This is a genomic window from Halomonas sp. WWR20 (genome assembly GCF_054602495.1).
In genome coordinates, this window is record NZ_JBTRHR010000002.1 from 420,936 (window position 1) to 443,999 (window position 23,064).

General features: G+C 57.5%; 28 protein-coding genes and 1 pseudogene. 22 read left to right on the top strand and 7 right to left on the bottom strand.

Going from position 1 to position 23,064, the window contains the following annotated elements:
• Nucleotides 1-55 precede the first annotated feature (55 nt).
• From ACW4DH_RS05265 to glmS, 13 genes are all read left to right on the top strand, one after another.
• Nucleotides 56-823 (top strand): ParA family protein, encoded by a 768-nt coding sequence (locus ACW4DH_RS05265; protein WP_459635311.1) that lies wholly within the window; start codon nt 56-58, stop codon nt 821-823.
• A gap of 43 nt (nt 824-866) precedes the next feature.
• Nucleotides 867-1,784, top strand: coding sequence for a ParB/RepB/Spo0J family partition protein (locus ACW4DH_RS05270; RefSeq protein ID WP_459635312.1), 918 nt, complete (start codon nt 867-869; stop codon nt 1,782-1,784).
• A 202-nt stretch (nt 1,785-1,986) separates the two neighbouring features.
• Nucleotides 1,987-2,385: an ATP synthase subunit I gene (locus tag ACW4DH_RS05275; RefSeq protein WP_459635313.1), complete on the top strand. Its 399-nt coding sequence runs from the start codon at nt 1,987-1,989 to the stop codon at nt 2,383-2,385.
• A gap of 14 nt (nt 2,386-2,399) precedes the next feature.
• Entirely contained in the window at nt 2,400-3,263 is an 864-nt protein-coding gene (atpB, locus tag ACW4DH_RS05280) for a F0F1 ATP synthase subunit A (protein WP_459635314.1), read from the top strand.
• A 59-nt stretch (nt 3,264-3,322) separates the two neighbouring features.
• Entirely contained in the window at nt 3,323-3,571 is a 249-nt protein-coding gene (atpE, locus tag ACW4DH_RS05285; RefSeq protein WP_011508579.1) for a F0F1 ATP synthase subunit C, read from the top strand.
• Between the two features lie 66 nt (nt 3,572-3,637).
• Nucleotides 3,638-4,108, top strand: a complete 471-nt coding sequence (locus ACW4DH_RS05290) for a F0F1 ATP synthase subunit B (protein ID WP_459635315.1) — start codon at nt 3,638-3,640, stop codon at nt 4,106-4,108.
• Between the two features lie 11 nt (nt 4,109-4,119).
• The gene (locus tag ACW4DH_RS05295) at nt 4,120-4,665 is read left to right on the top strand and encodes a F0F1 ATP synthase subunit delta (protein ID WP_459635316.1); all 546 of its coding nucleotides are present in this window, start codon (nt 4,120-4,122) and stop codon (nt 4,663-4,665) included.
• 16 nt (nt 4,666-4,681) lie between these two features.
• Entirely contained in the window at nt 4,682-6,226 is a 1,545-nt protein-coding gene (gene atpA, locus ACW4DH_RS05300; protein WP_459635317.1) for a F0F1 ATP synthase subunit alpha, read from the top strand.
• 65 nt (nt 6,227-6,291) lie between these two features.
• Nucleotides 6,292-7,161, top strand: a complete 870-nt coding sequence (gene atpG, locus ACW4DH_RS05305; RefSeq protein ID WP_459635318.1) for a F0F1 ATP synthase subunit gamma — start codon at nt 6,292-6,294, stop codon at nt 7,159-7,161.
• A gap of 48 nt (nt 7,162-7,209) precedes the next feature.
• Nucleotides 7,210-8,586, top strand: a complete 1,377-nt coding sequence (gene atpD / locus ACW4DH_RS05310; protein WP_459635319.1) for a F0F1 ATP synthase subunit beta — start codon at nt 7,210-7,212, stop codon at nt 8,584-8,586.
• A 28-nt stretch (nt 8,587-8,614) separates the two neighbouring features.
• Nucleotides 8,615-9,040: a F0F1 ATP synthase subunit epsilon gene (locus ACW4DH_RS05315; RefSeq protein WP_459635320.1), complete on the top strand. Its 426-nt coding sequence runs from the start codon at nt 8,615-8,617 to the stop codon at nt 9,038-9,040.
• A gap of 144 nt (nt 9,041-9,184) precedes the next feature.
• Nucleotides 9,185-10,543 (top strand): bifunctional UDP-N-acetylglucosamine diphosphorylase/glucosamine-1-phosphate N-acetyltransferase GlmU, encoded by a 1,359-nt coding sequence (gene glmU / locus ACW4DH_RS05320; protein WP_459635321.1) that lies wholly within the window; start codon nt 9,185-9,187, stop codon nt 10,541-10,543.
• 16 nt (nt 10,544-10,559) lie between these two features.
• Entirely contained in the window at nt 10,560-12,395 is a 1,836-nt protein-coding gene (gene glmS / locus ACW4DH_RS05325) for a glutamine--fructose-6-phosphate transaminase (isomerizing) (protein ID WP_459635322.1), read from the top strand.
• Between the two features lie 196 nt (nt 12,396-12,591).
• Here the strand turns inward: glmS and ACW4DH_RS05330 are convergent, their stop codons facing one another.
• The 3 genes from ACW4DH_RS05330 to ACW4DH_RS05340 all read right to left on the bottom strand — a co-directional run bounded on the left by ACW4DH_RS05330 (nt 12,592) and on the right by ACW4DH_RS05340 (nt 15,046).
• Entirely contained in the window at nt 12,592-13,356 is a 765-nt protein-coding gene (locus ACW4DH_RS05330; RefSeq protein ID WP_459635323.1) for a carbon-nitrogen hydrolase family protein, read from the bottom strand.
• Nucleotides 13,357-13,870: 514 nt separating this feature from the next.
• Nucleotides 13,871-14,506: a LysE family translocator gene (locus ACW4DH_RS05335; RefSeq protein WP_459635324.1), complete on the bottom strand. Its 636-nt coding sequence runs from the start codon at nt 14,504-14,506 to the stop codon at nt 13,871-13,873.
• A gap of 48 nt (nt 14,507-14,554) precedes the next feature.
• Nucleotides 14,555-15,046, bottom strand: a complete 492-nt coding sequence (locus ACW4DH_RS05340; protein WP_459635325.1) for an N-acetyltransferase family protein — start codon at nt 15,044-15,046, stop codon at nt 14,555-14,557.
• Between the two features lie 371 nt (nt 15,047-15,417).
• Between ACW4DH_RS05340 and ACW4DH_RS05345 the strand changes: the two genes are divergently transcribed.
• The gene (locus ACW4DH_RS05345) at nt 15,418-15,804 is read left to right on the top strand and encodes an N-acetyltransferase family protein (RefSeq protein WP_459635530.1); all 387 of its coding nucleotides are present in this window, start codon (nt 15,418-15,420) and stop codon (nt 15,802-15,804) included.
• 381 nt (nt 15,805-16,185) lie between these two features.
• Here the strand turns inward: ACW4DH_RS05345 and ACW4DH_RS05350 are convergent, their stop codons facing one another.
• Nucleotides 16,186-16,665 (bottom strand): N-acetyltransferase family protein, encoded by a 480-nt coding sequence (locus ACW4DH_RS05350; RefSeq protein ID WP_459635326.1) that lies wholly within the window; start codon nt 16,663-16,665, stop codon nt 16,186-16,188.
• A 91-nt stretch (nt 16,666-16,756) separates the two neighbouring features.
• On the opposite strand from ACW4DH_RS05350, the gene ACW4DH_RS05355 reads away from it, so the two are divergent.
• The 3 genes and pseudogenes from ACW4DH_RS05355 to ACW4DH_RS05365 all read left to right on the top strand — a co-directional run bounded on the left by ACW4DH_RS05355 (nt 16,757) and on the right by ACW4DH_RS05365 (nt 18,423).
• The gene (locus ACW4DH_RS05355; protein WP_459635327.1) at nt 16,757-17,701 is read left to right on the top strand and encodes a LysR family transcriptional regulator; all 945 of its coding nucleotides are present in this window, start codon (nt 16,757-16,759) and stop codon (nt 17,699-17,701) included.
• Nucleotides 17,702-17,846: 145 nt separating this feature from the next.
• Nucleotides 17,847-17,948, top strand: a pseudogene (locus ACW4DH_RS05360) (nucleotidyltransferase family protein); the annotation flags it as partial.
• A gap of 97 nt (nt 17,949-18,045) precedes the next feature.
• On the top strand, nt 18,046-18,423 hold the full coding sequence (locus ACW4DH_RS05365) for an HPP family protein (RefSeq protein ID WP_459635328.1): 378 nt from the start codon (nt 18,046-18,048) through the stop codon (nt 18,421-18,423).
• Nucleotides 18,424-18,469: 46 nt separating this feature from the next.
• On the opposite strand, the gene ACW4DH_RS05370 is transcribed toward ACW4DH_RS05365, so the two are convergent.
• Complete coding sequence (locus ACW4DH_RS05370; protein WP_459635329.1) at nt 18,470-19,108, bottom strand: NAD(P)H-dependent oxidoreductase; 639 nt, start codon at nt 19,106-19,108, stop codon at nt 18,470-18,472.
• Between the two features lie 180 nt (nt 19,109-19,288).
• The gene (locus tag ACW4DH_RS05375; RefSeq protein ID WP_459635330.1) at nt 19,289-20,230 is read right to left on the bottom strand and encodes an EamA family transporter; all 942 of its coding nucleotides are present in this window, start codon (nt 20,228-20,230) and stop codon (nt 19,289-19,291) included.
• A 75-nt stretch (nt 20,231-20,305) separates the two neighbouring features.
• Here ACW4DH_RS05375 and ACW4DH_RS05380 point away from each other — a divergent pair, with 75 nt between their 5' ends.
• The 3 genes from ACW4DH_RS05380 (at nt 20,306) to ACW4DH_RS05390 (ending at nt 21,757) form a co-directional block, all read left to right on the top strand.
• Nucleotides 20,306-20,797 (top strand): MarR family winged helix-turn-helix transcriptional regulator, encoded by a 492-nt coding sequence (locus ACW4DH_RS05380; RefSeq protein WP_459635331.1) that lies wholly within the window; start codon nt 20,306-20,308, stop codon nt 20,795-20,797.
• Between the two features lie 84 nt (nt 20,798-20,881).
• Entirely contained in the window at nt 20,882-21,097 is a 216-nt protein-coding gene (locus ACW4DH_RS05385) for a hypothetical protein (RefSeq protein ID WP_459635332.1), read from the top strand.
• A 102-nt stretch (nt 21,098-21,199) separates the two neighbouring features.
• Nucleotides 21,200-21,757, top strand: a complete 558-nt coding sequence (locus ACW4DH_RS05390) for a nucleotidyltransferase family protein (protein ID WP_459635333.1) — start codon at nt 21,200-21,202, stop codon at nt 21,755-21,757.
• A 166-nt stretch (nt 21,758-21,923) separates the two neighbouring features.
• On the opposite strand, the gene ACW4DH_RS05395 is transcribed toward ACW4DH_RS05390, so the two are convergent.
• On the bottom strand, nt 21,924-22,145 hold the full coding sequence (locus ACW4DH_RS05395) for a GNAT family N-acetyltransferase (protein ID WP_459635334.1): 222 nt from the start codon (nt 22,143-22,145) through the stop codon (nt 21,924-21,926).
• 76 nt (nt 22,146-22,221) lie between these two features.
• Here ACW4DH_RS05395 and ACW4DH_RS05400 point away from each other — a divergent pair, with 76 nt between their 5' ends.
• On the top strand, nt 22,222-22,740 hold the full coding sequence (locus tag ACW4DH_RS05400) for a hypothetical protein (RefSeq protein WP_459635335.1): 519 nt from the start codon (nt 22,222-22,224) through the stop codon (nt 22,738-22,740).
• Between the two features lie 8 nt (nt 22,741-22,748).
• Nucleotides 22,749-23,039, top strand: a complete 291-nt coding sequence (locus tag ACW4DH_RS05405) for a hypothetical protein (RefSeq protein WP_459635336.1) — start codon at nt 22,749-22,751, stop codon at nt 23,037-23,039.
• The last annotated feature ends 25 nt before the right edge of the window (nt 23,040-23,064 follow it).

Below are 23,064 nucleotides of genomic sequence, written 5' to 3' on the forward strand. Positions count from 1 at the left end.
AAAGCGGAAGGCAAGGAGAAAGCCTGGTGGGATCATCGAAGCAAGGGAGTCGTTCGTGACCAAGATCATCGCGTTGACCAATCAGAAGGGCGGGGTCGGTAAATCGACTACCGCGGTCAACCTGTCGGCATGCCTGGCGGCGCTGGATCGGCGCGTGCTGCTGATCGATCTCGACCCCCAGGGGCATGCCACCATGGGCAGTGGGGTCGACAAGCATGCGCTTGCGGCCAGCGTGCTCGACGTGTTGCTCGGCGACAAGCCGGCCGCCGAGGTGATTCGCAACTGCCCCCGCGCCGGCTATGCCCTGTTGCCCGGGAATGGCGACCTGACAGCGGCGGAAGTCGAACTGCTCGGACGTGACGGACGCGAACGCTGCCTGCACGATGCCATCTCCAGCGTGGCGCAGGAGTATGACGTGGTCCTGATCGACTGTCCGCCGTCGCTCAACATGCTCACCGTCAACGCCCTGACCGCGGCGCATGGCGTACTGATTCCCTTGCAGTGCGAGTTCTATGCCCTCGAAGGCCTCTCGGCGCTGCTCGATACCGTCGATCAGATCCAGAGCAGCGTCAATCCCGAACTCGCTGTCTACGGCATCGTGCGCACCATGTACGATTCGCGCAATAGCTTGACCCGCGACGTCAGCAAGCAGCTTAGCGATTATTTCGGCGATACCCTGCTCAAGACCACCATTCCCCGTAACGTACGCGTGGCTGAGGCCCCCAGTCACGGCCTGCCGGTGACCAAGTACGCGCGGCTATCGCGAGGGAGTCAGGCCCACCGGGTATTGGCCAAGGAACTGATTCGACGCCTGTCGCTGTAGATGACTTCATGCTGACGCTTGGAAACGATTCGAGGGAATATCCATGACGCGTAAACGTGCGCTGGGGCGCGGCCTGGACGCCCTGATCGGAGCCGGTGCCCGCCGCCGTGAGGGGCAAGACGCCGAAATTCAGACGGCACCCGATGCAACACCTCCCGCCCAGGATCCTGGCGCGTCGGAAGCGCAAGAACGTCTGATGCGCTTGCCGCTCGGTCAGTTGAGCCGCGGCAAGTATCAGCCGCGTCGCGAGATTCAGCCCGAAACGCTGGAAGAACTGGCCGACTCGATTCGCGCCCAGGGCGTCATGCAGCCTATCGTGGTGCGCCCGGTGGGCAAGGATCGCTACGAGATCATCGCCGGCGAGCGTCGCTGGCGCGCCGCCCAGCTCGCCGAACTCGACGTGATCCCCGCCGTGGTGCGCGAAGTGACCGACGAGGTGGCCCTGGCCCTGGCCCTGATCGAGAACATCCAGCGCGAAAACCTCAACCCGGTCGAGGAAGCCTTCGCTCTCAAGCGTCTGCTCGACGAATTCGCGCTGACCCAACAACAGGTCGCGGATGCCGTCGGCAAGTCGCGGGCCCAGGTTGCCAATCTGCTGCGTCTGCTGAGCCTCGACCCTGAAGTCCAGACGCTACTCGAGCGGGGCGATCTCGACATGGGACATGCGCGTGCGCTACTGGCGCTGTCCGCGACCAAGCAGCGCAAGGCGGCACATGCCGTGATCGACCGTGACCTGACCGTTCGTCAGACCGAAGCGTTGGTCAAGCAATTGCTGGCCGGACGGCCGGCATCGCCTGAAGCAGGCCGCCCGCCCGCCGATGTGGCGCGGCTCGAGAATCAACTCGCCGAGCTGCTCGGTGCGCCGGTCAAGATCGCCCATGGACAGTCGGGGAAGGGGAGGGTGACGATACGCTACACCAGCCTCGATGAACTGGATGGCATCTTGTCGCATATTCGCTAGCGTCAAGTTAAAGGAGTGTAAAAAACGCTTAGCACGTTAATGGAAGTTGCCTGCTTTTCGCGCTTCTTGGGTTGAAATGCACTCAAGCTTCGTGCAAATTCGGTGCAAGTCCGGTTGAAGGGCGGAGGTAGCTCCCCTATAATCCGCCGAGATTTGCCTGACGGATCGCAGGCAGCTTTCACCGACAGGCGAACTCGACGCGATGCGCAAACCGGCACCGGCCACGCTGAAACGCCCACGGATTCTACCTTTGGCTCTGGCTCAGCTGGGTCTCGCCTTAAGTGTGTCTCTTGTGGCGCTGGTCACCTCGGGTGGACCAGCTGCACTGTCCGCCCTGATGGGAGGGGCGGTTGCCTGGATTCCCAATGTCTATTTCGCCTGGCGAGCGTTTCGCTACCAGGGAGCTCGCTTTACGCGCGACATCGTCAAGAGTTTCTACCGGGCCGAAGCCGGCAAGTTCGGTTTGACGGTGGCATTGTTCACGCTTGTGTTTTTGACCGTGCCCCCCTCAAACCCCGCTTTCTTCTTTGGCGCTTACGTGGTGACACAATTGGTGCATTGGCTGGGACCCTGGCTTCTGCACCGACCGTCGCACACCTGAATCGAGGCTGAGCTATGGCAGGCAACAACCCGACTCCCACGGAGTATATTCAGCATCACCTACAGAACCTGACGTACGGCTTGCATCCCGAGCATGGATGGTCTTTTGCGCATTCGCCCGAAGACGCTCAGGAAATGGGATTCTGGGCGATCCATGTCGATACCATGGGCTGGTCGATCGCGCTGGGCGTGCTGTTTCTGTTCGTGTTTCGCAAGGCGGCAAAACGCGTAACCACCGGCGTGCCTACCGGCATGCAGAACTTCGTCGAGATGATGGTCGAGTTCACCGACAAGTCGGTGAAGGAAACCTTCCACGGCAAGAGCCGACTGATCGCGCCGCTGTCGTTGACGATCTTCTGCTGGATATTTCTGATGAACCTGATGGATCTGGTGCCGGTAGACTTTCTGCCGACGCTGGCCCAGAAGATCGGCGGGATGTTCGGTGCCGATCCGCAGCACGTCTATTTCAAGGTGGTGCCGACCACCGACGTCAACGCCACGCTGGGCATGTCGCTGTCGGTGTTTGCGCTGATTCTCTTCTACGGTATTCGCAACAAGGGCGTGTCAGGATTCTTGGCCGAACTGACCCTGCATCCTTTCAACACTTCGAACAAGGCCGTTCAGGTGCTGTTGATCCCGGTCAACTTCCTGCTCGAAGCCGTAACGCTATTGGCCCGCCCCATCTCGCTGGCGCTGCGACTGTTCGGTAACCTCTACGCAGGCGAGCTGATCTTCATCCTGATCGCCATGCTGGGTCTGTGGCAGCTGCCGCTGCACTTCCCGTGGGCAGTGTTCCATATCCTGATCGTGACGCTACAAGCCTTCATCTTCATGATGCTGACCATCGTCTATCTGAGCATGGCTTCGGAAGAGCATTAACCCTTAACCCTAAACCCTTAACCGCTAACTACTACTTAAGCAAAAAACTGGAGACCACCATGGAAGCACAAGTTCTGGGTATGACCGCAATCGCCGTTTCCCTGCTGATTGGCCTGGGCGCACTGGGTACCGCTATCGGCTTCGGTATTCTCGGCGGCAAGTTCCTCGAAGGTGCCGCACGTCAACCGGAAATGATTCCGCAGCTGCAGGTAAAAATGTTCATCGTCGCCGGTCTGCTGGACGCCGTGACCATGATCGGTGTGGGTATCGCCCTGTTCTTCACCTTCGCCAACCCGTTTGTCGGTTAACGTACCGCTTCGGCCGTTCGGCCGCGGTAACCTTAACCCCAAACTTGTGACGCGAGAGGTGCTGGCGTGAATCTGAACCTAACCCTAATCGGTCAGGCCATTGCCTTCGCGGTCTTCGTCTGGTTCTGCATGCGTTACGTATGGCCCCCGGTCATGCAGGCACTGCAGGAACGCCAGAAAAAGATCGCCGATGGCCTGGACGCGGCCAGCCGCGCTTCCCGCGATCTCGAACTGGCTCAGGAGCAGGCCAACGAGACGCTGCGGGAAAGCAAGGACCAGGCTGCGCAAATCATCGAACAGGCCCATAAGCGGTCGAATCAGATGATCGAGGAGGCGCGCGACAATGCACGGACCGAAGGCGAACGCATGATCGCCAACGCCCGTGCTGAAATCGAGCAGGAGATCAACCGCGCGAAGGATGAGCTGCGTGCCCAGGTGGCGAAGCTGGCTGTCGAAGGCGCGGAACGGATCCTCGAATCCTCCATTGACGAGACCAAGCACCGCGAGCTCGTCGACAAGCTCGCGGCCGAGCTCTGAGGAGGTGATCCATGGCTGTAACGTCAACGTCGACCGTCGCCCGGCCTTACGCTAAAGCAGCGTTCGAGTTCGCGCGCGATCACAAGACGCTTGATGCCTGGTCCGCAAGCCTTGCGTTGGTGGCGACTGCCGTCACCCACGAGGAGTTGAGTCGGCGCGTCCTGCATAACCCCAAGCTGTCCAGTGGGAAAAAGACGGACGTGCTGCTCGATATCGGTGGTAACGCCCTTGACGAGTCGGTACGCAACTTCGTTGTGACCCTCGGACAGAAGGGGCGCCTGGATGCCCTTCCTGAGATTGCCGAGCAGTTCGAACTGCTGCGGGCACAGGAAGAGCGTCGGGTGGACGTGACCATCGTCTCCGCTTTCGACCTGGATACCGAGCAGCAGGATAAGCTCGCGAGCGCGCTCAAAAAGCGTCTGAACCGCGAAATCTCCATTACTACTCAAGTGGACCGTGATCTGTTGGGCGGCGTGATCCTGCGTACCGGCGATACCGTCATAGACGGTTCGGTACGTGGTCGATTGGCACGTCTGCGCGACGCACTCTCCGCTTGAGTCCGAGGGACATGGCATGCAGCAACTGAATCCTTCCGAGATCAGCGATATCATCAAGCAGCGTATCGAGAAGCTTGATATCGCATCCGAAGCCCGCAATCAGGGCACCATCGTCAGCGTTTCCGATGGCATCGTGCGGATCCACGGCGTTGCCGACGCGATGTTCGGCGAGATGATCGAATTCCCCGGCGGCATCTACGGCATGGCGCTCAACCTTGAGCGCGACAGCGTGGGCGCCGTGGTACTCGGCGACTACCAGCAGCTCGAGGAAGGCATGACCGCCCAGTGTACCGGGCGCATCCTCGAAGTGCCGGTGGGCCCCGAGCTGGTTGGCCGGGTCGTCGACGCACTGGGCACGCCCATCGACGGCAAGGGCGAAATCAACGCCAAGCTGACCGATGCGGTCGAGAAGGTCGCACCTGGCGTCATCAGCCGTCAGTCCGTCGACCAGCCGATCCAGACCGGTCTGAAATCGATCGACGCCATGGTGCCGATCGGTCGCGGTCAGCGCGAGCTGATCATCGGCGACCGTCAGATCGGTAAGTCCGCTATCGCCATCGATGCCATCATCAACCAGAAAGGCAAGGGCATCACCTGTATCTACGTGGCGATTGGGCAGAAGCAGTCGACCATTGCCGGTCTGGTGCGCAAGCTCGAGGAGCACGGCGCGATGGAGCATACCATCGTCGTCTCCGCGGGGGCTGCCGATCCGGCCGCCATGCAGTTCCTGGCACCGTATGCCGGCTGCTCCATGGGCGAGTATTTCCGTGACCGCGGCGAAGATGCGCTGATCGTCTACGACGACCTGACCAAGCAGGCCTGGGCCTATCGCCAGATTTCCCTGCTGCTGCGTCGCCCGCCGGGCCGCGAAGCCTATCCGGGGGATGTGTTCTATCTCCACTCGCGTCTGCTTGAGCGCGCCTCGCGCGTCAATGCCGATTACGTGGAGAAGTTCACCGGTGGCGAAGTCAAGGGCAAGACCGGCTCGTTGACCGCACTGCCGCTGATCGAAACCCAGGGCGGCGACGTCTCGGCATTCGTTCCCACCAACGTGATCTCGATCACCGACGGTCAGATCTTCCTCGAGACCAGCCTGTTCAACTCGGGTATCCGTCCGGCCATCAACGCCGGCCTGTCGGTATCGCGTGTCGGCGGTTCTGCTCAGACCAAGATCATCAAGAAGCTCGGCGGCGGTGTGCGTCTGGCGCTGGCTCAGTACCGCGAGTTGGCGGCATTCTCGCAGTTCGCCTCCGATCTCGACGAGGCGACCCGCAAGCAGCTCGAGCATGGCGAGCGCGTCACCGAGCTGATGAAGCAGAAGCAGTTCTCGCCGATGTCCGTGGCCGAGATGGCTCTGTCGCTGTATGCCGCTAACGAAGGCTTCCTCAATGATGTCGAAGTCAACAAGGTGCTCGACTTCGAACGCGCTCTGCGTGATTACATGAAGTCCGAGCATGGCGAGCTACTCGATAAGATCAACCAGACCGGCGACTACAGCGAAGAGATCCAGCAGGGGCTCAAGGCGGGCGTCGAGAAGTTCAAGACCACTCAGACCTGGTAAACCATGCGGCCCGGCATCTGCCGGGCCTATGATCCATCTGAGCGGTATGAATGAGGTAGATCGCGATGGCAGCTGCAAAAGAGATACGCACCCAGATCGGGAGCATCAAGAATACGCAGAAAATCACCAGCGCCATGGAAATGGTCGCTGCGTCGAAGATGCGTAAAGCACAGGATCGCATGGCGGCCAGCCAGCCTTACGCCAGGCTGATCCGCCGGGTCGTGGGCCATATCGCCAAGGCCAACCCCGAATATCGTCACGACTACATGATCGACCGTGACGTGAAGCGTGTAGGATACATTGTGGTGTCGAGCGACCGCGGCCTGGCCGGGGGGCTCAACATCAACGTGTTCAAGGCCGTGGTCAAGGACGCCAAGCAATGGCGCGATAAGGGCATCGAAGCGGATTTCGCCTCGATCGGCAAGAAAGCCGGAACCTTTTTCCGCAATCATGGCGGCAACCTGGTCGCCGCCAAGAGCGGTCTTGGCGAAGCCCCGGAAGCTCAGGATCTGGTCGGAAGCGTCAAGGTAATGCTGGATGCGTTCGATGAGGAACGCCTGGATCGGCTCTACGTGGTGTACAACGAATTCGTCAACACCATGACCCAAAAGCCGGTGGTACGCCAGTTGTTGCCTCTCGCGGCCGGTCAGGACGAAGATGAACAAGCCCGTCCCGGAAGTTGGGACTACCTGTATGAGCCGGACGCCAAGTCCCTGCTCGACCAGTTGCTGGTGCGTTACGTCGAATCGCAGGTCTACCAGGCGGTGGTCGAGAACGCGGCTTGCGAACAGGCGGCGCGCATGATCGCGATGAAGAACGCGACCGATAATGCCGGTGATCTGATCGGTGATCTGGAGAGGGTGTACAACAAGGCCCGTCAGGCCTCCATCACCCAGGAAATTTCGGAAATCGTCGGTGGCGCCGCAGCGGTGTAAGCACGGCTTGGCTAAACAGGTTTCATTTGCAGGTTAAGAGGAACCAAGATGAGCGGACGTATCGTACAAATCATCGGCGCGGTGATTGACGTAGAGTTTCCGCGGGACGAAGTGCCCAAGGTCTACGAAGCGCTGAGAGTCTCGGAAGCCGGGACAGTTTTTGAAGTCCAGCAGCAGCTGGGAGACGGCGTGGTGCGTGCCATCGCCATGGGGACCACCGAAGGTCTCAAGCGCGGCATGATTGTCGAGGAGACCGGTGCGCCGATTTCCGTACCGGTGGGTACGGCGACGCTGGGGCGCATCATGAACGTGCTCGGCGAGCCGATCGACGAAGCCGGCGAGATCGGTGAGACGGAGCGCATGCCCATCCACCGCAAGGCGCCCAGCTACGCGGAGCAGGCCGGGTCCAACGAGCTGCTCGAGACAGGTATCAAGGTCATCGACCTGGTCTGTCCGTTCGCCAAGGGCGGCAAGGTCGGGCTATTCGGCGGTGCCGGCGTGGGCAAGACCGTCAACATGATGGAGCTGATCCGCAACATCGCCACCGAGCACAGCGGTTATTCGGTGTTTGCCGGTGTCGGCGAGCGGACCCGTGAAGGTAACGACTTCTATCATGAGATGACCGAATCCAACGTTATCGACAAGGTGGCGCTGGTCTACGGGCAGATGAACGAGCCGCCGGGTAACCGTCTGCGTGTGGCGCTGACCGGCCTGACCATCGCCGAGAAGTTCCGCGACGAAGGCCGTGACGTGTTGCTGTTCGTCGACAACATCTACCGTTATACCCTGGCGGGGACCGAGGTCTCGGCGCTGCTGGGCCGCATGCCGTCCGCGGTAGGCTATCAGCCGACCCTGGCCGAGGAGATGGGCGTTCTGCAGGAGCGTATCACCTCGACCAAGACCGGCTCGATCACCTCCGTACAGGCGGTTTACGTGCCTGCGGACGACTTGACCGACCCGTCGCCGGCCACGACCTTCGCCCACCTGGATGCCACCGTGGTATTGGCGCGTTCCATCGCCGAGTTGGGGATCTACCCGGCCATCGATCCGCTGGATTCCACCTCGCGTCAGCTCGACCCGCTGGTAGTCGGCGATGAGCACTACGACACGGCGCGCCGCGTGCAGAACGTGCTGCAGCGCTACAAGGAGCTCAAGGATATCATCGCGATTCTGGGCATGGACGAGCTGTCCGACGAGGACAAGCAGGCCGTGGCTCGGGCGCGCAAGATCCAGCGCTTCCTGTCCCAGCCGTTCTTCGTCGCCGAGGTCTTCACCGGTGCTCCGGGCAAGTACGTCTCCCTTCAGGAGACTATCCGTGGCTTCCAGGGCATCCTCAACGGCGACTACGATGAGCTGCCGGAACAGGCCTTCTACATGGTTGGCACCATCGACGAAGCTGTCGAGAAAGCCAACAACATGAAGTAAGGCCGCACACCCGGAAGAGGAAATAGGTATGGCTAGCTTCCAATGTGAAATCGTCAGCGCCGAGAAGGCCATCTTTTCGGGCAGCGTCGCGCAGATTGTCGCTGCCGGCAAGATGGGCGATCTGGGTATCCTGCGTGGGCACGCCCCGCTGCTGACCGAGTTGCAGCCAGGTCCGGTGCGGGTCATCAGCGAAAGCGGCGAAGAGGAACTCTTCTACGTGACCGGAGGGTTCCTTGAGGTGCAGCCGGATATCGTCTCGCTGCTGGCGGATACGGCGGTGCGGGCTCACGATCTTGACGAGGCTTCCGCCGAGGAGTCGCGTCAGGAAGCGCTGCGCCATCTGAACGATCAGCAGTCCGATATCGATTACACGCGTGCAGCCGCGGAGCTGGCTGAGGCCGTCGCTCAGTTGCGGACCATTCAGCAGCTGCGCAATCGAGGCGGCAGAGGCTGAGCGAGTTCGTCTCGCGGTCATGACAAGGGCGGCCTTCGGGCCGCCCTTGGCGTTTCTGTCGCCCCCACCGGCGTGGCGCATTGGTGCGCTGGACAAGCGGCGCTAGAATGAGCGCACTTGCAACAGTCAGTATAAGGAGAGTACATGGGCCTGGATGTGGTAATACTGGCGGCCGGTCAGGGAAGCCGGATGCGTTCGGCCAAACCCAAGGTGCTGCATGCTCTGGCCGGCAAGCCGATGGTGAGTCACGTCATCGATACCGCCGGCACGTTGGACGCCGAGCGACTGCATGTGGTCATCGGCCATGGCGCCGATCGGGTGCGACAGGCATTGGCCGATGAGACGCTGAATTTCACGCTCCAGGCCGAGCAGCGGGGCACCGGACATGCCGTGGCCCAGGTGCTTGAGGCGTTGGGCAATGGCAAGGTATTGATCCTCTATGGCGATGTCCCGCTGATCCGCCGTGAAACGCTGGCTGCGCTGCTCGCAGAAACCGATACCGGCCACCTCGGTCTGCTCACCGTGACGTTGGATGACCCGACTGGCTATGGACGCATCGTGCGCGATGCTCAGGGCCAGGTGACGGCCATTGTCGAACACAAGGACGCCAGCGCAGCGCAGCGCGACATCCATGAATGCAATACCGGTATCCTGGCGACGACCACCGAGCAGCTCAAGCGCTGGCTGCCACGGCTGTCCGCCGACAATGCCCAGGGCGAATATTACCTGACCGACATCATCGCCATGGCGGTCGATGAGGGTGTCGCCATCGCCACGGTTCAGCCGGCCACGCCTGCCGAGGTCGAGGGCGTCAACGACCGCCTGCAGCTGGCGCGCCTCGAACGTGTCTATCAACATGACCAGGCCGAACGGTTGATGCGCGGGGGCGTGGCGCTGGCCGACCCGGCCCGGCTGGACATACGCGGCACGCTGCGCTGCGGGCAAGACGTCGAAATCGATATCGGCTGCGTGTTCGAAGGCGAAGTCGACCTCGTTGACGGCGTGCGCGTCGGCCCTTACTGCGTGATCCGCGACAGTCACCTCGGTGCCGACAGCGTGATCGAGGCGCACAGCGTCATCGACGGGGCCCGGCTGGCCGGCGGCAATCAGGTCGGGCCCTTCGCCCGGCTGCGCCCGGGAACTCGTCTGGCGCAGGGCGCCAAGGTCGGCAACTTCGTCGAGACCAAGAATGCCGAGGTCGGCGAAGGCAGCAAGATCAACCATCTAAGCTATGTGGGCGATGCCCGGCTGGGGCGTGAGGTCAACATCGGCGCGGGAACCATCACCTGCAATTACGATGGCGCCAATAAGCACCGTACCGATATCGGCGATGGGGTATTCATCGGCTCCAATTCCGCCCTGGTCGCGCCGGTGACGGTCGGCGACGGCGCTACGGTGGGAGCTGGCTCGACCATCAATCGTAACGTCGAGGCCGGCGCCCTAGCGGTGGCGCGAAGCCGCCAGATCAGCAAGGCGGATTGGCGTCGTCCGCGCAAGAAATAACCTGAGGAGAAGCGGCATGTGTGGAATCGTGGCGGCAGTGGCGGGACGTAACGTACAGAATATTCTCCTCGAGGGGCTCCGGCGGCTGGAATATCGCGGCTATGACTCGGCGGGCATGGCCGTGCTCTCCGAGGATGCGCGTCTCAATCGCCAGCGTGCGGCGGGCAAGGTCGCGGCGCTGGAGGAAAAGCTTGCCCAGACGCCGCTCAAGGGCTGTGTGGGGATTGCACATACCCGCTGGGCGACCCATGGCCGACCCAACGAACAGAATGCTCACCCGCACTACTCGGGCGAGAGCTTGGCGGTGGTGCACAACGGCATCATCGAGAACTACGAGGCCCTCAAGAGCGAGCTGGAAGCCCAGGGGTACGTGTTCACCTCCGAAACGGATACCGAGGTGGTGGCGCATCTGCTGGCCCGCGAGTTCACCCGCACCCAGGATCTGCTGGTCGCCGTACAGCATAGCGTGGCTGCGCTCGAGGGCGCCTATGCGCTGGCGGTGATGCACAAGGCCGAGCCCGCCAATGTCATCGGGGCGCGCCAGGGGAGTCCGCTAGTGGTGGGGGTGGGAATCGACGAGGCGTTTTTGGCCTCCGATGCACTGGCGTTGCTGCAGGTCACCGATCGCTTCGTCTACCTGCAGGAAGGCGACGTGGTACGTCTTTCGGCCGGCGGGCAAGTGGAGATATTCGATGCCGCGCAGCAGGCCGTCGAACGTCCCGTCAATGTCTATGAACACGGCGACGGCGCCTCGACCAAGAACGGCTATCGCCACTTCATGCTCAAGGAGATTCATGAGCAGCCGCAGATGATCGCCTCCACGCTGCAGGGGCGGATCAGTGAGCGCCATGTACTGACCCAATGTTTTGGCGCCGCCGCCGAATCGCTGTTCGCGCAGGTTCGCCAGATCCACATCGTGGCCTGCGGCACCAGCTACCATGCAGGCCTGGTGGCGCGTTACTGGCTGGAGACGCTGGCCGGCGTGCCGACTCAGGTCGAGGTGGCGTCGGAATATCGCTATCGCGACGTGGTGGTGCCCGAGGGTACGCTGTTTTTGACGCTTTCCCAGTCCGGCGAGACGGCGGATACGCTGGCGGCGCTACGCTTTGCCAAGCAGCGCGGCTACTTGGCCAGCTTGGCGATCTGCAACGTGCCGGGCAGTTCGCTGGCGCGTGAGTCCGACCTGACGCTGATGACTCAGGCGGGGCCGGAGATCGGTGTGGCCTCGACCAAGGCGTTTACCACTCAACTGGTGGCGCTGTTGTTATTCACTCTAGCGCTGGGGCGTGTGCGCGGCGCGGACACCGCTCGTGAAGCCCTCCTGGTACAGGCCCTGCGCGAACTGCCGGGAGTACTCAGCCAGGCATTGGCGCTGGATGGCGAGATCGAACAGCTCTCCACTCACTTTGCCGAGAAGCACCACGCTCTGTTCCTGGGTCGCGGCACGCAATTCCCCATTGCACTGGAGGGGGCGCTCAAGCTCAAGGAGATTTCTTACATCCACGCCGAGGCCTATCCGGCGGGAGAGCTCAAGCATGGCCCGCTGGCGCTGGTCGACAGCGAAATGCCGGTGATCGCCGTGGCGCCCAACGACGAACTGCTCGAGAAGCTCAAGTCCAACCTGCAGGAAGTGCGGGCCCGGGGCGGCGTGCTGTTCGTGTTCGCCGACGAGCAGATCGCCCTCATGCCGTCCGAGGATGTGCATACCATACGTATGCCGCACGTCGACGACATCCTGGCGCCCATCGTCTATACGGTGCCGCTGCAGTTGCTCGCCTATCATGTGGCGGTACTCAGGGGCACCGATGTCGATCAGCCGCGCAACTTGGCCAAATCGGTGACGGTAGAGTGATAGGGTGTGGGATGAAAGTAAAGCATCATTCTTAACAGTGTAATTTTATCCTCGCCCAGCCTCGGCTATGTTAGCTTCATCATCAGCCGAGGCTGGGCGTTTCGATGGCGAGTGCATTTAAGGGGCTGCCACACAAACGACTTACCCTCAAGTAAACCGCCTTAATCGAGAATAAAAAATTCACCGTCGACAGTTCCTAAGTCGCCGTTTTTACTTTTCTGACGCTACCCGTAACTGTATCGCCACTAAAAGTACATAGTACCAGACAGTTTTCTTTATTGTATGACGATACTACGAATTTCCCGGATGAATCCCAAACGGCATTCTTACCACAAGTGGTCCATCCGCCTGTGTTAGAAACATGATTCGATAGAAGGACTGGAATTTTATACTCAGACGCGATATTGGATAAAATGTGTGCATCAGTACTATAGCCTGATTCCGAAATCAACGCGCTTGCAATATATATTTCTGCCCCGCTTTTAACTGCATCCGCAGAGTGCTTAGGATTGGAAAAATCTGCACAAATAGCCAAAGCAATACTATAGCCACCAAAGGAAATAAAATAGTCTTCTACACCAGATGAGAAATAAGTATCCTCACCTTCGTGTAAATATTGCTTTAGATAAAATTCGGTTTTTCCATTTGGAAAGCAAATGACTGCGCCTATTGCTGGTTTTCTCTTTTCTACTACCAATGGGCAGCCAGCGATAATAATTATACAGTTATCAACTGAAGCTTTAGATAGTTTTTTAAAATTGTTGGGTTCTTGCTGAAATGCTAGCTTTTCAGCGAGTTCTAATTCATATCCAGTAAGAGAAAGTTCTGGAAATACTACTACGTCTGCGCCTGAATTCGACGATTCAGAGATATATGATAGATGGATTTTTAAATTTTCCTCAACAGCACCTTTTATTACTGGAGCTTGAGCCAGGCAAATTGTGATATGACGAGTATCCATTTAACCTCCATTTAATAACTCCAGCGGCATTCTGCTGAAAGTCTGTTTCTGGTCAGCTTCTGCTGTTGAACACTATCCGCTAGATACGTTCCAATAGGCAAGATGCAGCCCAGCGTCATCAGGATCGAAATTGGGCAGTGCGGAGAGCCGGACATTGCGGATAGCAGTTATGAATCCCCGGCCGGGTGCTCGAACGGAACTGTCAGTAGGATCGGTTATAGTACGGGCTTGGGTCTTATTGGCCATGTCGTATTTCGCTGAAAACACCGCACGATTTTAGCCGTGCCGGGCACGGGCGAGTACCATTAGCGGTTATCAGATATTTCCCTAAGACCGAGGGAGGTCAGTGAGAGGGCCCGGCTATCCAGATCCTGCGTAACCCGTTTCCGGGCCAATGCAATCCTCAGTAGCGTGGCGCCCAGCGCGCCTGCCAAGTGGGGTCGGCGCATGCTCCAGCCCATGCAGCAGAACGCAAGACGTCTGCATGCCAGCTCTAAGAGGCTCTATAAGATAATCAGTGGTCACTTGCCGCTAAGCGCATACCCAGCGCAACGAGAATTATCCCTAGGCTTTTCTCCATCCATAGACCGACACGCGGATGCTTTTTGAGAGCAGTGGCGAGCTTGGCACCCAGGTAGACTAACGGTGGCTCAACGAGTGCGGCAACGGCAATGATTAAACAGCCGTGTAGAAATAGCTGCGCACTGATGGGGCCGGCGTCCTCAACCGTAAACTGTGGGAGAAACGCCAGGAAGAAAATGGCGACCTTTGGATTAAGCGCTGCAACCAGAAGCCCTTGCCGGAAGGTGGCCCATAGGCCGGTTTCCCGGGAGCTTTCTCCCACAGAGAAGGTGCTTTCTTTGGTAAGCAATGCTTGAAGACCGAGCCAGATGAGATAGGCGGCCCCTAGCCACTTGACCATTGAGAAAGCCAAGGCCGAGGTCGCCAGAATGGCCGAAAGTCCAAGCGCGGCCAACAGGACATGTACGAAGGCACCGCCCCAAATGCCGAACATGGCCGCTGCGCCATTCCTTATTCCACCTCGCGCCGTCTGGCCTAGGATAAAGGCCATGTCCGGTCCGGGAGAAAGATTGAGCAGCACCGCTGCAGAGAAAAACGTGATCCAATGCGCAAGCGTGTAATCAAACATGAGGTATTCCTACTTATGACTATTACAGTCGATGAGCGCTTACTTTGGTCAATCCACAAGCAGCAGCTTTAATCCTTCATGAGAGGCTGTGAAACCTAGCGACTCATAAAAGCGGATTGCATCAGGCCGGGACTTGTCAGAGGTTAGTTGTACTATATAGCACCCACGCTCTCGGGCCCGGTCGATCGCCCACTGGAAGAACCGCCGACCGACACCGCCAGAACGGTAGTCCCGATGCACCCTGACACCCTCGATCAGAGCCCGCCAGCTCCCTTGATAGGTCAAGTAGGGAATGAAAGTGAGCTGCAATACTCCTATGACTCGATCACCATGCTCTGCAACGTACAATACATTGTTTGGGTCTGAATCAATGGCCTCAAACGCACCCAGATAGGCCTCTTTCAAAGGGCGTGACCCGTCCTCACGCGTCGCGCCTAATGGATCATCGGCAAGTAATTGCACGATGGCGTCCAGGTCCTGGCGGATGGCTTCCCTGAAGCTAATATCAATTGTCTGTTCGCTATCTCTTAGATTATCCATATTTCTTCCTCGTAACCTAGCGGGCCGAGCCGACTGGGAAGCCTTTCAACTACTTCTTTGCTTCAACTGCTTACATTAGGCTATATTCGAGTTTTCTTGTATGGATAAATTGCCGTGACCGAGACCAACCAGTTGATTCCCACGGGAATAGATGACAGCACAAGGTTCCAATGGGCCAAAGCTCAGTAACCGATCGAGAGAGAAAGCCAAGCCGAGCTTGTCTTCGGGAGCTGTCCATGCACATTCGCAACGCAGTCATGTCTGATGCCCGGGGGATTGCCGAGGTACATGTTCGCTCGTGGCGATATGCTTATCGGGGCCTGCTTGGCGATGACTTCCTGGACGGATTGTCAATAGAGAAGCGCCAGACGATGTGGATACGCTCCTTGGCCCACCAGACTCCCTTTTTGCTCGTAGCGGAGGAGCGTGGCCGGGTGGTGGGGTTCTCAGCTTTCGGGCCATGCCGGGATGAAACGGCTGATGCGAATATCCATGAACTATGGGCGCTGTATGTGCTGCCAGACCACTTATCGCAAGGCTTCGGTAAGCAGCTCTGGCTAGTCTCGTGCGCTGAAATGACTGCTCGAGGTGCCACCGAGATTCAGCTTTGGGTTTTGGAGGGCAACTGTAGAGCCATAAATTTCTATACGAAAGCGGGCTTTAAACCGGAGACGGACTCTTCAAGGCCACTGGACTTGCCAGGGCACCATGTGAATAAGATTTGCTTTACCCTACGAATACCCGGGGCATCCTGCTAGGGTCGTGCCATGTTGCTGAAAGACATTCCGGGCCTTGGGGGCTACGTTTAGCACGCCTAGTCCCAGGAACTGGTGAAAGGCGACGTGTTGTGGCTTTGAATGTGGTAGCGCCTGAAAATAATGGGTATGCGGATTTAATGGTTGAGGCTGCCCTGCAGCCCCACCAACTTGAAACGATCACTAGATGGTTGATAGATCGACACCGTAGTTCTTCTCGACCTCGAATCCGCCGACGCCTAAATAGCTCATTATGGAGCGACTTCGGTGACTGATTATCTCATACGAGATGATGCAGATGCTCGCTGGAATAGTGAGCACCAATCAGGCTGCGCTGTAATGCCAAGCCCTAAACTAAGGTCCGTTAGCCTCTGTCCGGCTATATCAAGCTTCAGAAAATGTCCTCAGTGCTTTCCCTTCCATGCGGTAACGCACCCATTCAGTCTGAGGTTGCGCCCCAATTGACTGATAGAAATCAATTGCGGGCTTGTTCCAATCAAGCACACTCCACTCCAGACGTCCGCAGCCTCTGACATATGCTTCATGGGCAAGGTGCTTGAGCAACAGCTTGCCCGCTCCGATGCCACGATGTTCAGTGCTGATATAGAGGTCCTCCAGATAAAGGCCGTTGCGTCCTTGCCAAGTAGAATAGCTGAAGAAGTACACCGCGTAACCGATAGGTTGACCTTCACACAGGCAGATCAGCGCATAGGCCATTGCCTGCTCGCCGAAGAGGCTGTGCTCGATATCCTCAAGGCTAGCTGTCACTTTATGCCGAGCCTGCTCGTAATCGGCCAATTCCTGAATGAAAGCCAGTATCTGTTCCGCATCGTCGATGGTGGCTGGGCGAATTTGCAGGTTCACGATAGATTTCTCCCTTTGAAACATGATGACTCATCATGAATGCAAGAGCATACTGAATGTAGTGCATTTCTATCATCCTTAAGTGAATATCATGCACCCTTCTTTGCGTCGTCTCGACCTGAACCTCCTGCTAACATTTGACGCCCTGCATCGTCATCGTACAGTGGCCAACGCCGCTAGCGAACTTGCCATCAGCTCGTCTGCCTTTAGCCATGCTCTTGGACGGCTGCGCTTAGCGCTCAATGATGAGCTATTCATACGCCAGGGCAACCGTATGCATCCGACCCAGCGAGCCGACCTGTTGGCACCTGCGGTAGCGGAAAGCTTAAAGATATTGTCTGACCAGTTGGGGCAATGGGAGCCCTTTGATCCAGCTACCAGCCAGCGAACTTTTGTTTTCGCGGCCACCGATTACACGGCCTTCGAGTTGCTACCAAGACTCATCGGCCAGCTACAGAGCGTTGCCCCTTACCTGCGTCTAAGGCTGATGCCCTCTGATCGTAAAGTATCCATCCAGGATCTCGCTTCAGGACGCATCGACTTTGCCCTGGGTTACAGTGAGGATCGAGATACGCTCCCTGCAGGTGTCGACAGTGAAGACTGGCTGACGGATGATTACATCGTCATCGCCAGCAAGAACCACCCAAGGATAAAAGAATCTCTGGATCTTTCCCGCTACCTAGCTGAACGACATGCAGTCATCACTCCCTGGGGGGAATCCCACGGTGTCGTGGATTTGGTACTACGTGGCATGGGCTTGCAGCGAGATGTTGCCCTACAACTTCCCGCAGTGATGGTTGCCCCCTTCATCATCGCTGAGAGCGAGTTGCTGATGACGATTCCGCGGCGTGCCGCAGAGACACTACGCGCAGCAACCCCAATTGCCCTATATCCAGCACCGTTCACGATTCCGCCCTACACTCTCAAGCTCTATAGCCATAGCAAGTATGCCCGCAGCGACGCGCACGTCTGGATGTCTCAATTGTTGAAAAAGCTCTTCGGAGACCAGGGGCAGGCCCCACTTGAGATTCCATAAATTCAAGAGACACATTGTTGAGCATGAGTGGCCCATCAACCAGACAATCCAGAGAGGTCATAGGCTAGTTCCAACCGCTGGCAGGATGATATCAACCAGATATTCTGGATACCCAGAATAACTTGCTCCATCATCAAGTGAGTTAGAGATGGTTACTCCATTTGGTCTTGATTCATTGTTCAATCTGACCGTGACAATAAATCCCAAGAGGAAGAAGCCGAAAGCATTCGCTGATCAGATTCAATAAAAAGATGGAAAAATAAATGGCCCGGTCTTGTCATCGAAAATGTGCCAAAGGATGAGGCTCACTGACGGCCAGCATAGGGTAGTTTTCTATAGTTGGTTTGATTATCCCGAACCCCACAGTTAGCGTTTCGCTGCTCATGGCGCCGTTCGGGGTGACCTGCGTATTGCTCTTCGCCACACCCTTGGCGCAGCCACGCAACGTGGTCGGTGGCCATCTGGTCTCGGCATTGGCGGGCTTGCTGGCCCTGCACTGGCTGGGAACGGGACCGCTCGCCATGGGGGGAGGTGTCGGCGTGGCTATCGCATTGATGCAGTTCTTGCGTGTGGTCCATCCACCCGCCGGCGCGAATCCCTTGGTTATCATCATGACGGGCATCGCTGACGTCCATTTTTTGCTTACGCCGGTGCTGAGCGGTTCCCTGATTCTTGTACTGATTGCACTGCTCATAAACAACCTGGGCAAGGCCAGGCAGTAGCCGGTGTATTGGCTGTAGCCTGGCTTCACGGCAAGGCTGACTGACGTCAGCCTTGTATTTGGTGTAAGTATGCCTCCTTGGACCAACGTACTTTCTTGAGTGAGGCCATGCGGTCATTCTCGGTATCCCGATATCCTAGGACCATGACAACGGCGCTGCGCAGGTTACGTTGCTCGAGGCCAAGCACTTCATCCAGTGCTTGTGGATCGAACCCTTCCATCGGCGTCGCGTCGACTCGTTCAGTCGCTGCCGCGACCAACGCCGTGCCGAGGGCAATGTATGCCTGCTTGGCCGCCCATTGCAGGCGAGCCTCTTGAGTCGGGTGCTTGTTGATGGCGGCCTTGATCGCGTCTCGATACCCCTCGAGGGAGTCCAAGGGCAATCCGCGCTCGTCAGCCACATGAGCGATGAAGTCATCGACTTGCCCATCATGGATCGAGGCCCAAGTGCCAAAGACCAACAGATGGGAGCCTTCGGTCACCTGGGGCTGGGGCACGGCCACTTCCCGGATTTTCTCGCGCAAAGCCGGGTCCGCGACGACCATGATCGAGTAGGGTTGCAGGCCGAACGAGGAGGGCGCCAGGCGGGCCGCTTCCAGAATCACCTCGAGTTTCTCCTGCGGGACAAGTTGTCCGTTCATCCGTTTTGTGGCGTATCGCCAGTGCAGTGCATCAATAATCGACATGCAGTAAACCTCCGCGGGTGGAGTCGTAGTGCTATGCTCTGTCTGAAAAATGCCTGCGCTCGCCCATACAGCGTTAAAATTGGCTCAAAATACTCATTTACACCAGTAAACTCCGTCTTTTCGCCAATTTTTGCCTTGTCTGGCCATCGCTCGTCGGTTTTCAGACAAAGCTTAGGGAATTCAGTTAGCCGTGCCGCGCGGCGCCGCCTTGCTCTGAGCCTCGCGATGAAAGAGGAAAGAGCCGAGCACGATCAGTGCCGCGGCCGAGCCAATGTGATTCGGCAAGCCTTCATCCAGAACCAGAATAGCGATGAATGTCCCGATCAACGCAGCGACGGTCCCGATCTGGCTGAAATAAACAGGTCCGGCCAGCTTCTGGAGCAGGAAATAAAAGAGATACAGCACCGTAAAAACGCCAATCTCCAGACCGAGCAGTCGGATTACCGATAGCGAGGCAAGCAATCCGGCGGCTTGTCCCGACTCAAAGAAAAGCGCGAACGGCAGCAGTGATACGGCGCCGCCGAACATCATCAAGGCGGCGAGGAAAACCGGGGCAGCGTCAGTGGGCCAGCGCAGGGTCCGATAAATATTGCCTGTCGCTATGATTACTGGCATCGCCAGCACGATAGCTGCCCACCCCCAATCGCCGGCTGTCCCAGTGGCCTTGCCCATCGCAAGTAGCCCTCCGCCGGCTAGGCCCAGCAGGACCCCCAGCAAGCGGGCCAGACGTAATGGTTCCAGCTTGAGCATGACGGCCAGGAACCAAGTTACCAGGATCGGAAAGGCAAAGCTCAGCGAGACGAATCCGGCCCCCACATGCCGGACTGCCAGGAATCCCATCGCGTTGGGCAAGGCAAAGAGCAGGCCCGAGACGGCCGCATACTCAAGCGTGCGCCGGGTCAGCGGCGTGGGCTGTCGTTGCCACCAGGCGGCTCCCAGCAATAGGCTGCCGGCTCCCAACATGGACACGACCAGGAAGGTGAGGCGTGGCGCCCCGGCCGTATCCGCCAGCTTCGCCACTACGAAGGACAGCGCTAGCAACGTGCCGACGAGCAGCAGACAGCCTAGGGCTCGCCACTTGCCTCGATGGGTCGCCTTGCGTCGTAACACGATACTCGCCATGATCGATCCCTTGTATAGTTATGTGGCATGAATCTTTCTATAAAGTATCTTAACGCGAAGCTATTTGGAGAAGCAATGGATACCGTCGAGAGGGCCATTGAGCAGTGGGAGCGGGAAGTGCCCGAACTGAACCTGCTGGCGATGGCTGTGGTAGGCCGCCTCAAGGTGGCAACCCGCTTGGTTCAGCGGGACTTCCTGGAGCCCTTCTTCAAGGAACATGGGCTGCAGGCCGGAGAATTCGATGTACTCGCCACCCTGCGTCGTGCGGGGGCGCCTTATGCCTTGGGGCCAACACAGCTGTATGAAGCGCTGATGATTACCTCCGGAGGGATGACCAATCGTCTCGACCGGCTCGAGAAGGCCGGATTGATTGCACGAACGCCCAACCCCGAAGACCGGCGTGGTACTCTCGTTTCGCTTACTGAGGAAGGGCTCGAGATCATCGGCCGGATCGTCTTCTTGCATGTAGAGAATGAAACACAGGCACTTGCGGGGCTTTCCCGGGAGGAACAAAAAGCCCTGAACGGCTTGCTGGGTAAGCTAATCGTTGGGCTTGAAGCGCCCTAGTCGCATCGTGTCGCTTAATGACCCGTGCGACATGACACCGACACCCGCAGGCTGCCTACTCACCGAGAGGAAGAACAATAAACCATGACTGTCTTGTTTCCTCTGCTGTATATGCTGGGCGGAGTGATAGCGGTACTGGTCGGATTGAGCTTACATGGCTTGCCACTCGATCTAGCGAACGCTGCAATCTTAGAGGTGGCCTATGAATTGGCCAAGCACCTCATGGCCATTGCCAGTGGCACCCTGGTATCCCTCGTGCTGCTAGCGTTATTTGCTGCCGTCATGTTGCCACGGGGATAAGGAAGTTCTTGCCGTGGTGCTTCGCGTCGGGCCCGAATGAAGACGCTTGCGGAACGAACATGGCCCAGCGCAACGCGCCTCTAAAAAAGGATACGCACGGCAATGACATTAGAGAAAACGTTAATCGCTTGGCTAGAAGCTGATACAGAAAGGAGAGAGGCGCTAAGGGTGGCCAGCCAACTTCAGCTCAACGATTGGTGCTTGGCGGCGGGTTTTGTGCGCAATCTCGTGTGGGATAAGCTTCATGGTTATTCTGAGCCAACGCCCTTGGACGACATCGATCTGATCTACTTCGACCCGACAGAGACTAATGAGAGCAGAGACAGGTCTCTTGAGTCACAACTTTATGAAATGCTAGCACGACCTTGGTCGGTTAAAAATCAAGCCAAGATGCATACACGCAATGGTGATGATCCTTATCACTCTACGGCTGACGCAATGACTTACTGGGTTGAAATGGAAACCGCAACAGGAGTCCGTTTAAAAGGTAAGCGCAATAGCGAATTGGAGATAGTTGCTCCATTTGGGCTTTATTCATTATTCAATATGACCGTGACAATGAACCCCAAGAGAAAGAAGCCAAAGGTCTTCGCTGCTCGTGTCCAAGGCAAGGAATGGTTAAAAAAATGGCCCGGTCTTGTCATCGAGAATGTGTCGTAAAAACCAAGTTAAGCTCCTGTTGCAGCACAAGTTGGCAATGACCCATGTGACCCTGTTCTTGTCAGCGCTTTACTGGGTCCCGTAGCATAAAATAGTGAACTTCATTTCCTGCAACCACGTGAAAACCATGCCTCCTGTACAGTGATCCAACCGGATTCCACTTAAGCTACTCTAGCCGAGTTCGCTGGTTCAACTCATCGCAGCGCTCAAGCACCTGACAGAGCAACAGCGTTCCGATCCCCTGGCCTCTGTAGCCTTCCCCTATGTAGAATTCTCCGAAGCGCAGCGTGTCGTGCTCACTGCATTCCGGTGCTGGCGGGCCGGTAACCTGTATTGCTGGCCTGGCATCACGTTTCCGATGCCTGGGTACGGCTATGGAAATGTACATTGCTTATTGAAGATAAGGAGAAGGGGGCCTACTTTTCTTGTAGCTGTCTGGCAATAACTTTCGCCCGGAGAATCCAGTGGATCCAGTCCGATTAAGGTACGAAGTAACGCGCGAGCTTTATCAATCTCAGCGAGATCGTCGAGAACAGATCCGCAGTAGCGTAGCGACACCGGTATCAGCGCTGGCCTTTACAGTTTTTAACTTATCGACCCTCGCGACGCATTTCAATGTGGAAAATTGGAATTATCCCATCAACTTGGCAATAGGTGTGTTGTTCTTTGCTAGCGTAGTGCTCCTGCTGACAGGGGCTGCCTTTATTATTAGCCTCGAAAAAGGGTTTATTTACGTAGATCCCCCCGATCTAAGAGAGCTTATCGACGCAGAGACTCGCCTGAAAAATACGAACGGTGAGCAGAAGGAGCTCATAGCCGAACAGATGCAGGAAATGATGTCGGGCAGCTACGACATCGTCTATCGATGGTATTTTGCTGCGAATGAGCAGGCTGCAAGAGACCGTACCAGGGGGTTACATTTAATTTTATTTTCCCTTGCGCTTATCGTGGTGGCGTTTGCCCTCTTACCTTTCCAGATGTGAGGTCTCCTATGAAATTGTTCAGAGGATTATTTCGTCATGTACGCTTACACCATAAGCCGCAGGATATGCCCCCGTGGGTAAGAAAACGCCTGTATGACAGCCTTCTGAGGCTGATGGAAGAGGAGAATGAAGCACAAAAGTTGTTAAGTATTCCCATAAAACCGCGTCTTTGTGTCGTTGATGAAGAGCGTGTCGCAATGCTCCGCCCTTCCGACCGAAAGCTGCTAAACCTGGATGATCAAATGCAGCGAGCCCGCGAAGATAAGCAAAACGAGGATAAAAAGGACGATACAGGATAAGCCGCAGCAGGAGCGTACGCCGATC

Coding starts and splice junctions, on each gene's coding strand:
- glmU (WP_459635321.1), top strand. CDS start 9,185: ATGGGCCTGGATGTGGTAATACTGGCGGCCGGTCAGGGAAGCCGGATG.
- ACW4DH_RS05295 (WP_459635316.1), top strand. CDS start 4,120: ATGGCTGTAACGTCAACGTCGACCGTCGCCCGGCCTTACGCTAAAGCA.
- ACW4DH_RS05275 (WP_459635313.1), top strand. CDS start 1,987: ATGCGCAAACCGGCACCGGCCACGCTGAAACGCCCACGGATTCTACCT.
- ACW4DH_RS05315 (WP_459635320.1), top strand. CDS start 8,615: ATGGCTAGCTTCCAATGTGAAATCGTCAGCGCCGAGAAGGCCATCTTT.
- ACW4DH_RS05345 (WP_459635530.1), top strand. CDS start 15,418: ATGTGGATACGCTCCTTGGCCCACCAGACTCCCTTTTTGCTCGTAGCG.
- ACW4DH_RS05370 (WP_459635329.1), bottom strand. CDS start 19,108: ATGTCGATTATTGATGCACTGCACTGGCGATACGCCACAAAACGGATG.
- ACW4DH_RS05390 (WP_459635333.1), top strand. CDS start 21,200: ATGACATTAGAGAAAACGTTAATCGCTTGGCTAGAAGCTGATACAGAA.
- atpE (WP_011508579.1), top strand. CDS start 3,323: ATGGAAGCACAAGTTCTGGGTATGACCGCAATCGCCGTTTCCCTGCTG.
- atpD (WP_459635319.1), top strand. CDS start 7,210: ATGAGCGGACGTATCGTACAAATCATCGGCGCGGTGATTGACGTAGAG.
- ACW4DH_RS05405 (WP_459635336.1), top strand. CDS start 22,749: ATGAAATTGTTCAGAGGATTATTTCGTCATGTACGCTTACACCATAAG.
- ACW4DH_RS05330 (WP_459635323.1), bottom strand. CDS start 13,356: ATGGATACTCGTCATATCACAATTTGCCTGGCTCAAGCTCCAGTAATA.
- ACW4DH_RS05385 (WP_459635332.1), top strand. CDS start 20,882: ATGACTGTCTTGTTTCCTCTGCTGTATATGCTGGGCGGAGTGATAGCG.
- ACW4DH_RS05340 (WP_459635325.1), bottom strand. CDS start 15,046: ATGGATAATCTAAGAGATAGCGAACAGACAATTGATATTAGCTTCAGG.
- atpG (WP_459635318.1), top strand. CDS start 6,292: ATGGCAGCTGCAAAAGAGATACGCACCCAGATCGGGAGCATCAAGAAT.
- ACW4DH_RS05270 (WP_459635312.1), top strand. CDS start 867: ATGACGCGTAAACGTGCGCTGGGGCGCGGCCTGGACGCCCTGATCGGA.
- ACW4DH_RS05335 (WP_459635324.1), bottom strand. CDS start 14,506: ATGTTTGATTACACGCTTGCGCATTGGATCACGTTTTTCTCTGCAGCG.
- ACW4DH_RS05355 (WP_459635327.1), top strand. CDS start 16,757: ATGCACCCTTCTTTGCGTCGTCTCGACCTGAACCTCCTGCTAACATTT.
- atpA (WP_459635317.1), top strand. CDS start 4,682: ATGCAGCAACTGAATCCTTCCGAGATCAGCGATATCATCAAGCAGCGT.
- glmS (WP_459635322.1), top strand. CDS start 10,560: ATGTGTGGAATCGTGGCGGCAGTGGCGGGACGTAACGTACAGAATATT.
- ACW4DH_RS05395 (WP_459635334.1), bottom strand. CDS start 22,145: ATGTACATTTCCATAGCCGTACCCAGGCATCGGAAACGTGATGCCAGG.
- ACW4DH_RS05380 (WP_459635331.1), top strand. CDS start 20,306: ATGGATACCGTCGAGAGGGCCATTGAGCAGTGGGAGCGGGAAGTGCCC.
- atpB (WP_459635314.1), top strand. CDS start 2,400: ATGGCAGGCAACAACCCGACTCCCACGGAGTATATTCAGCATCACCTA.
- ACW4DH_RS05375 (WP_459635330.1), bottom strand. CDS start 20,230: ATGGCGAGTATCGTGTTACGACGCAAGGCGACCCATCGAGGCAAGTGG.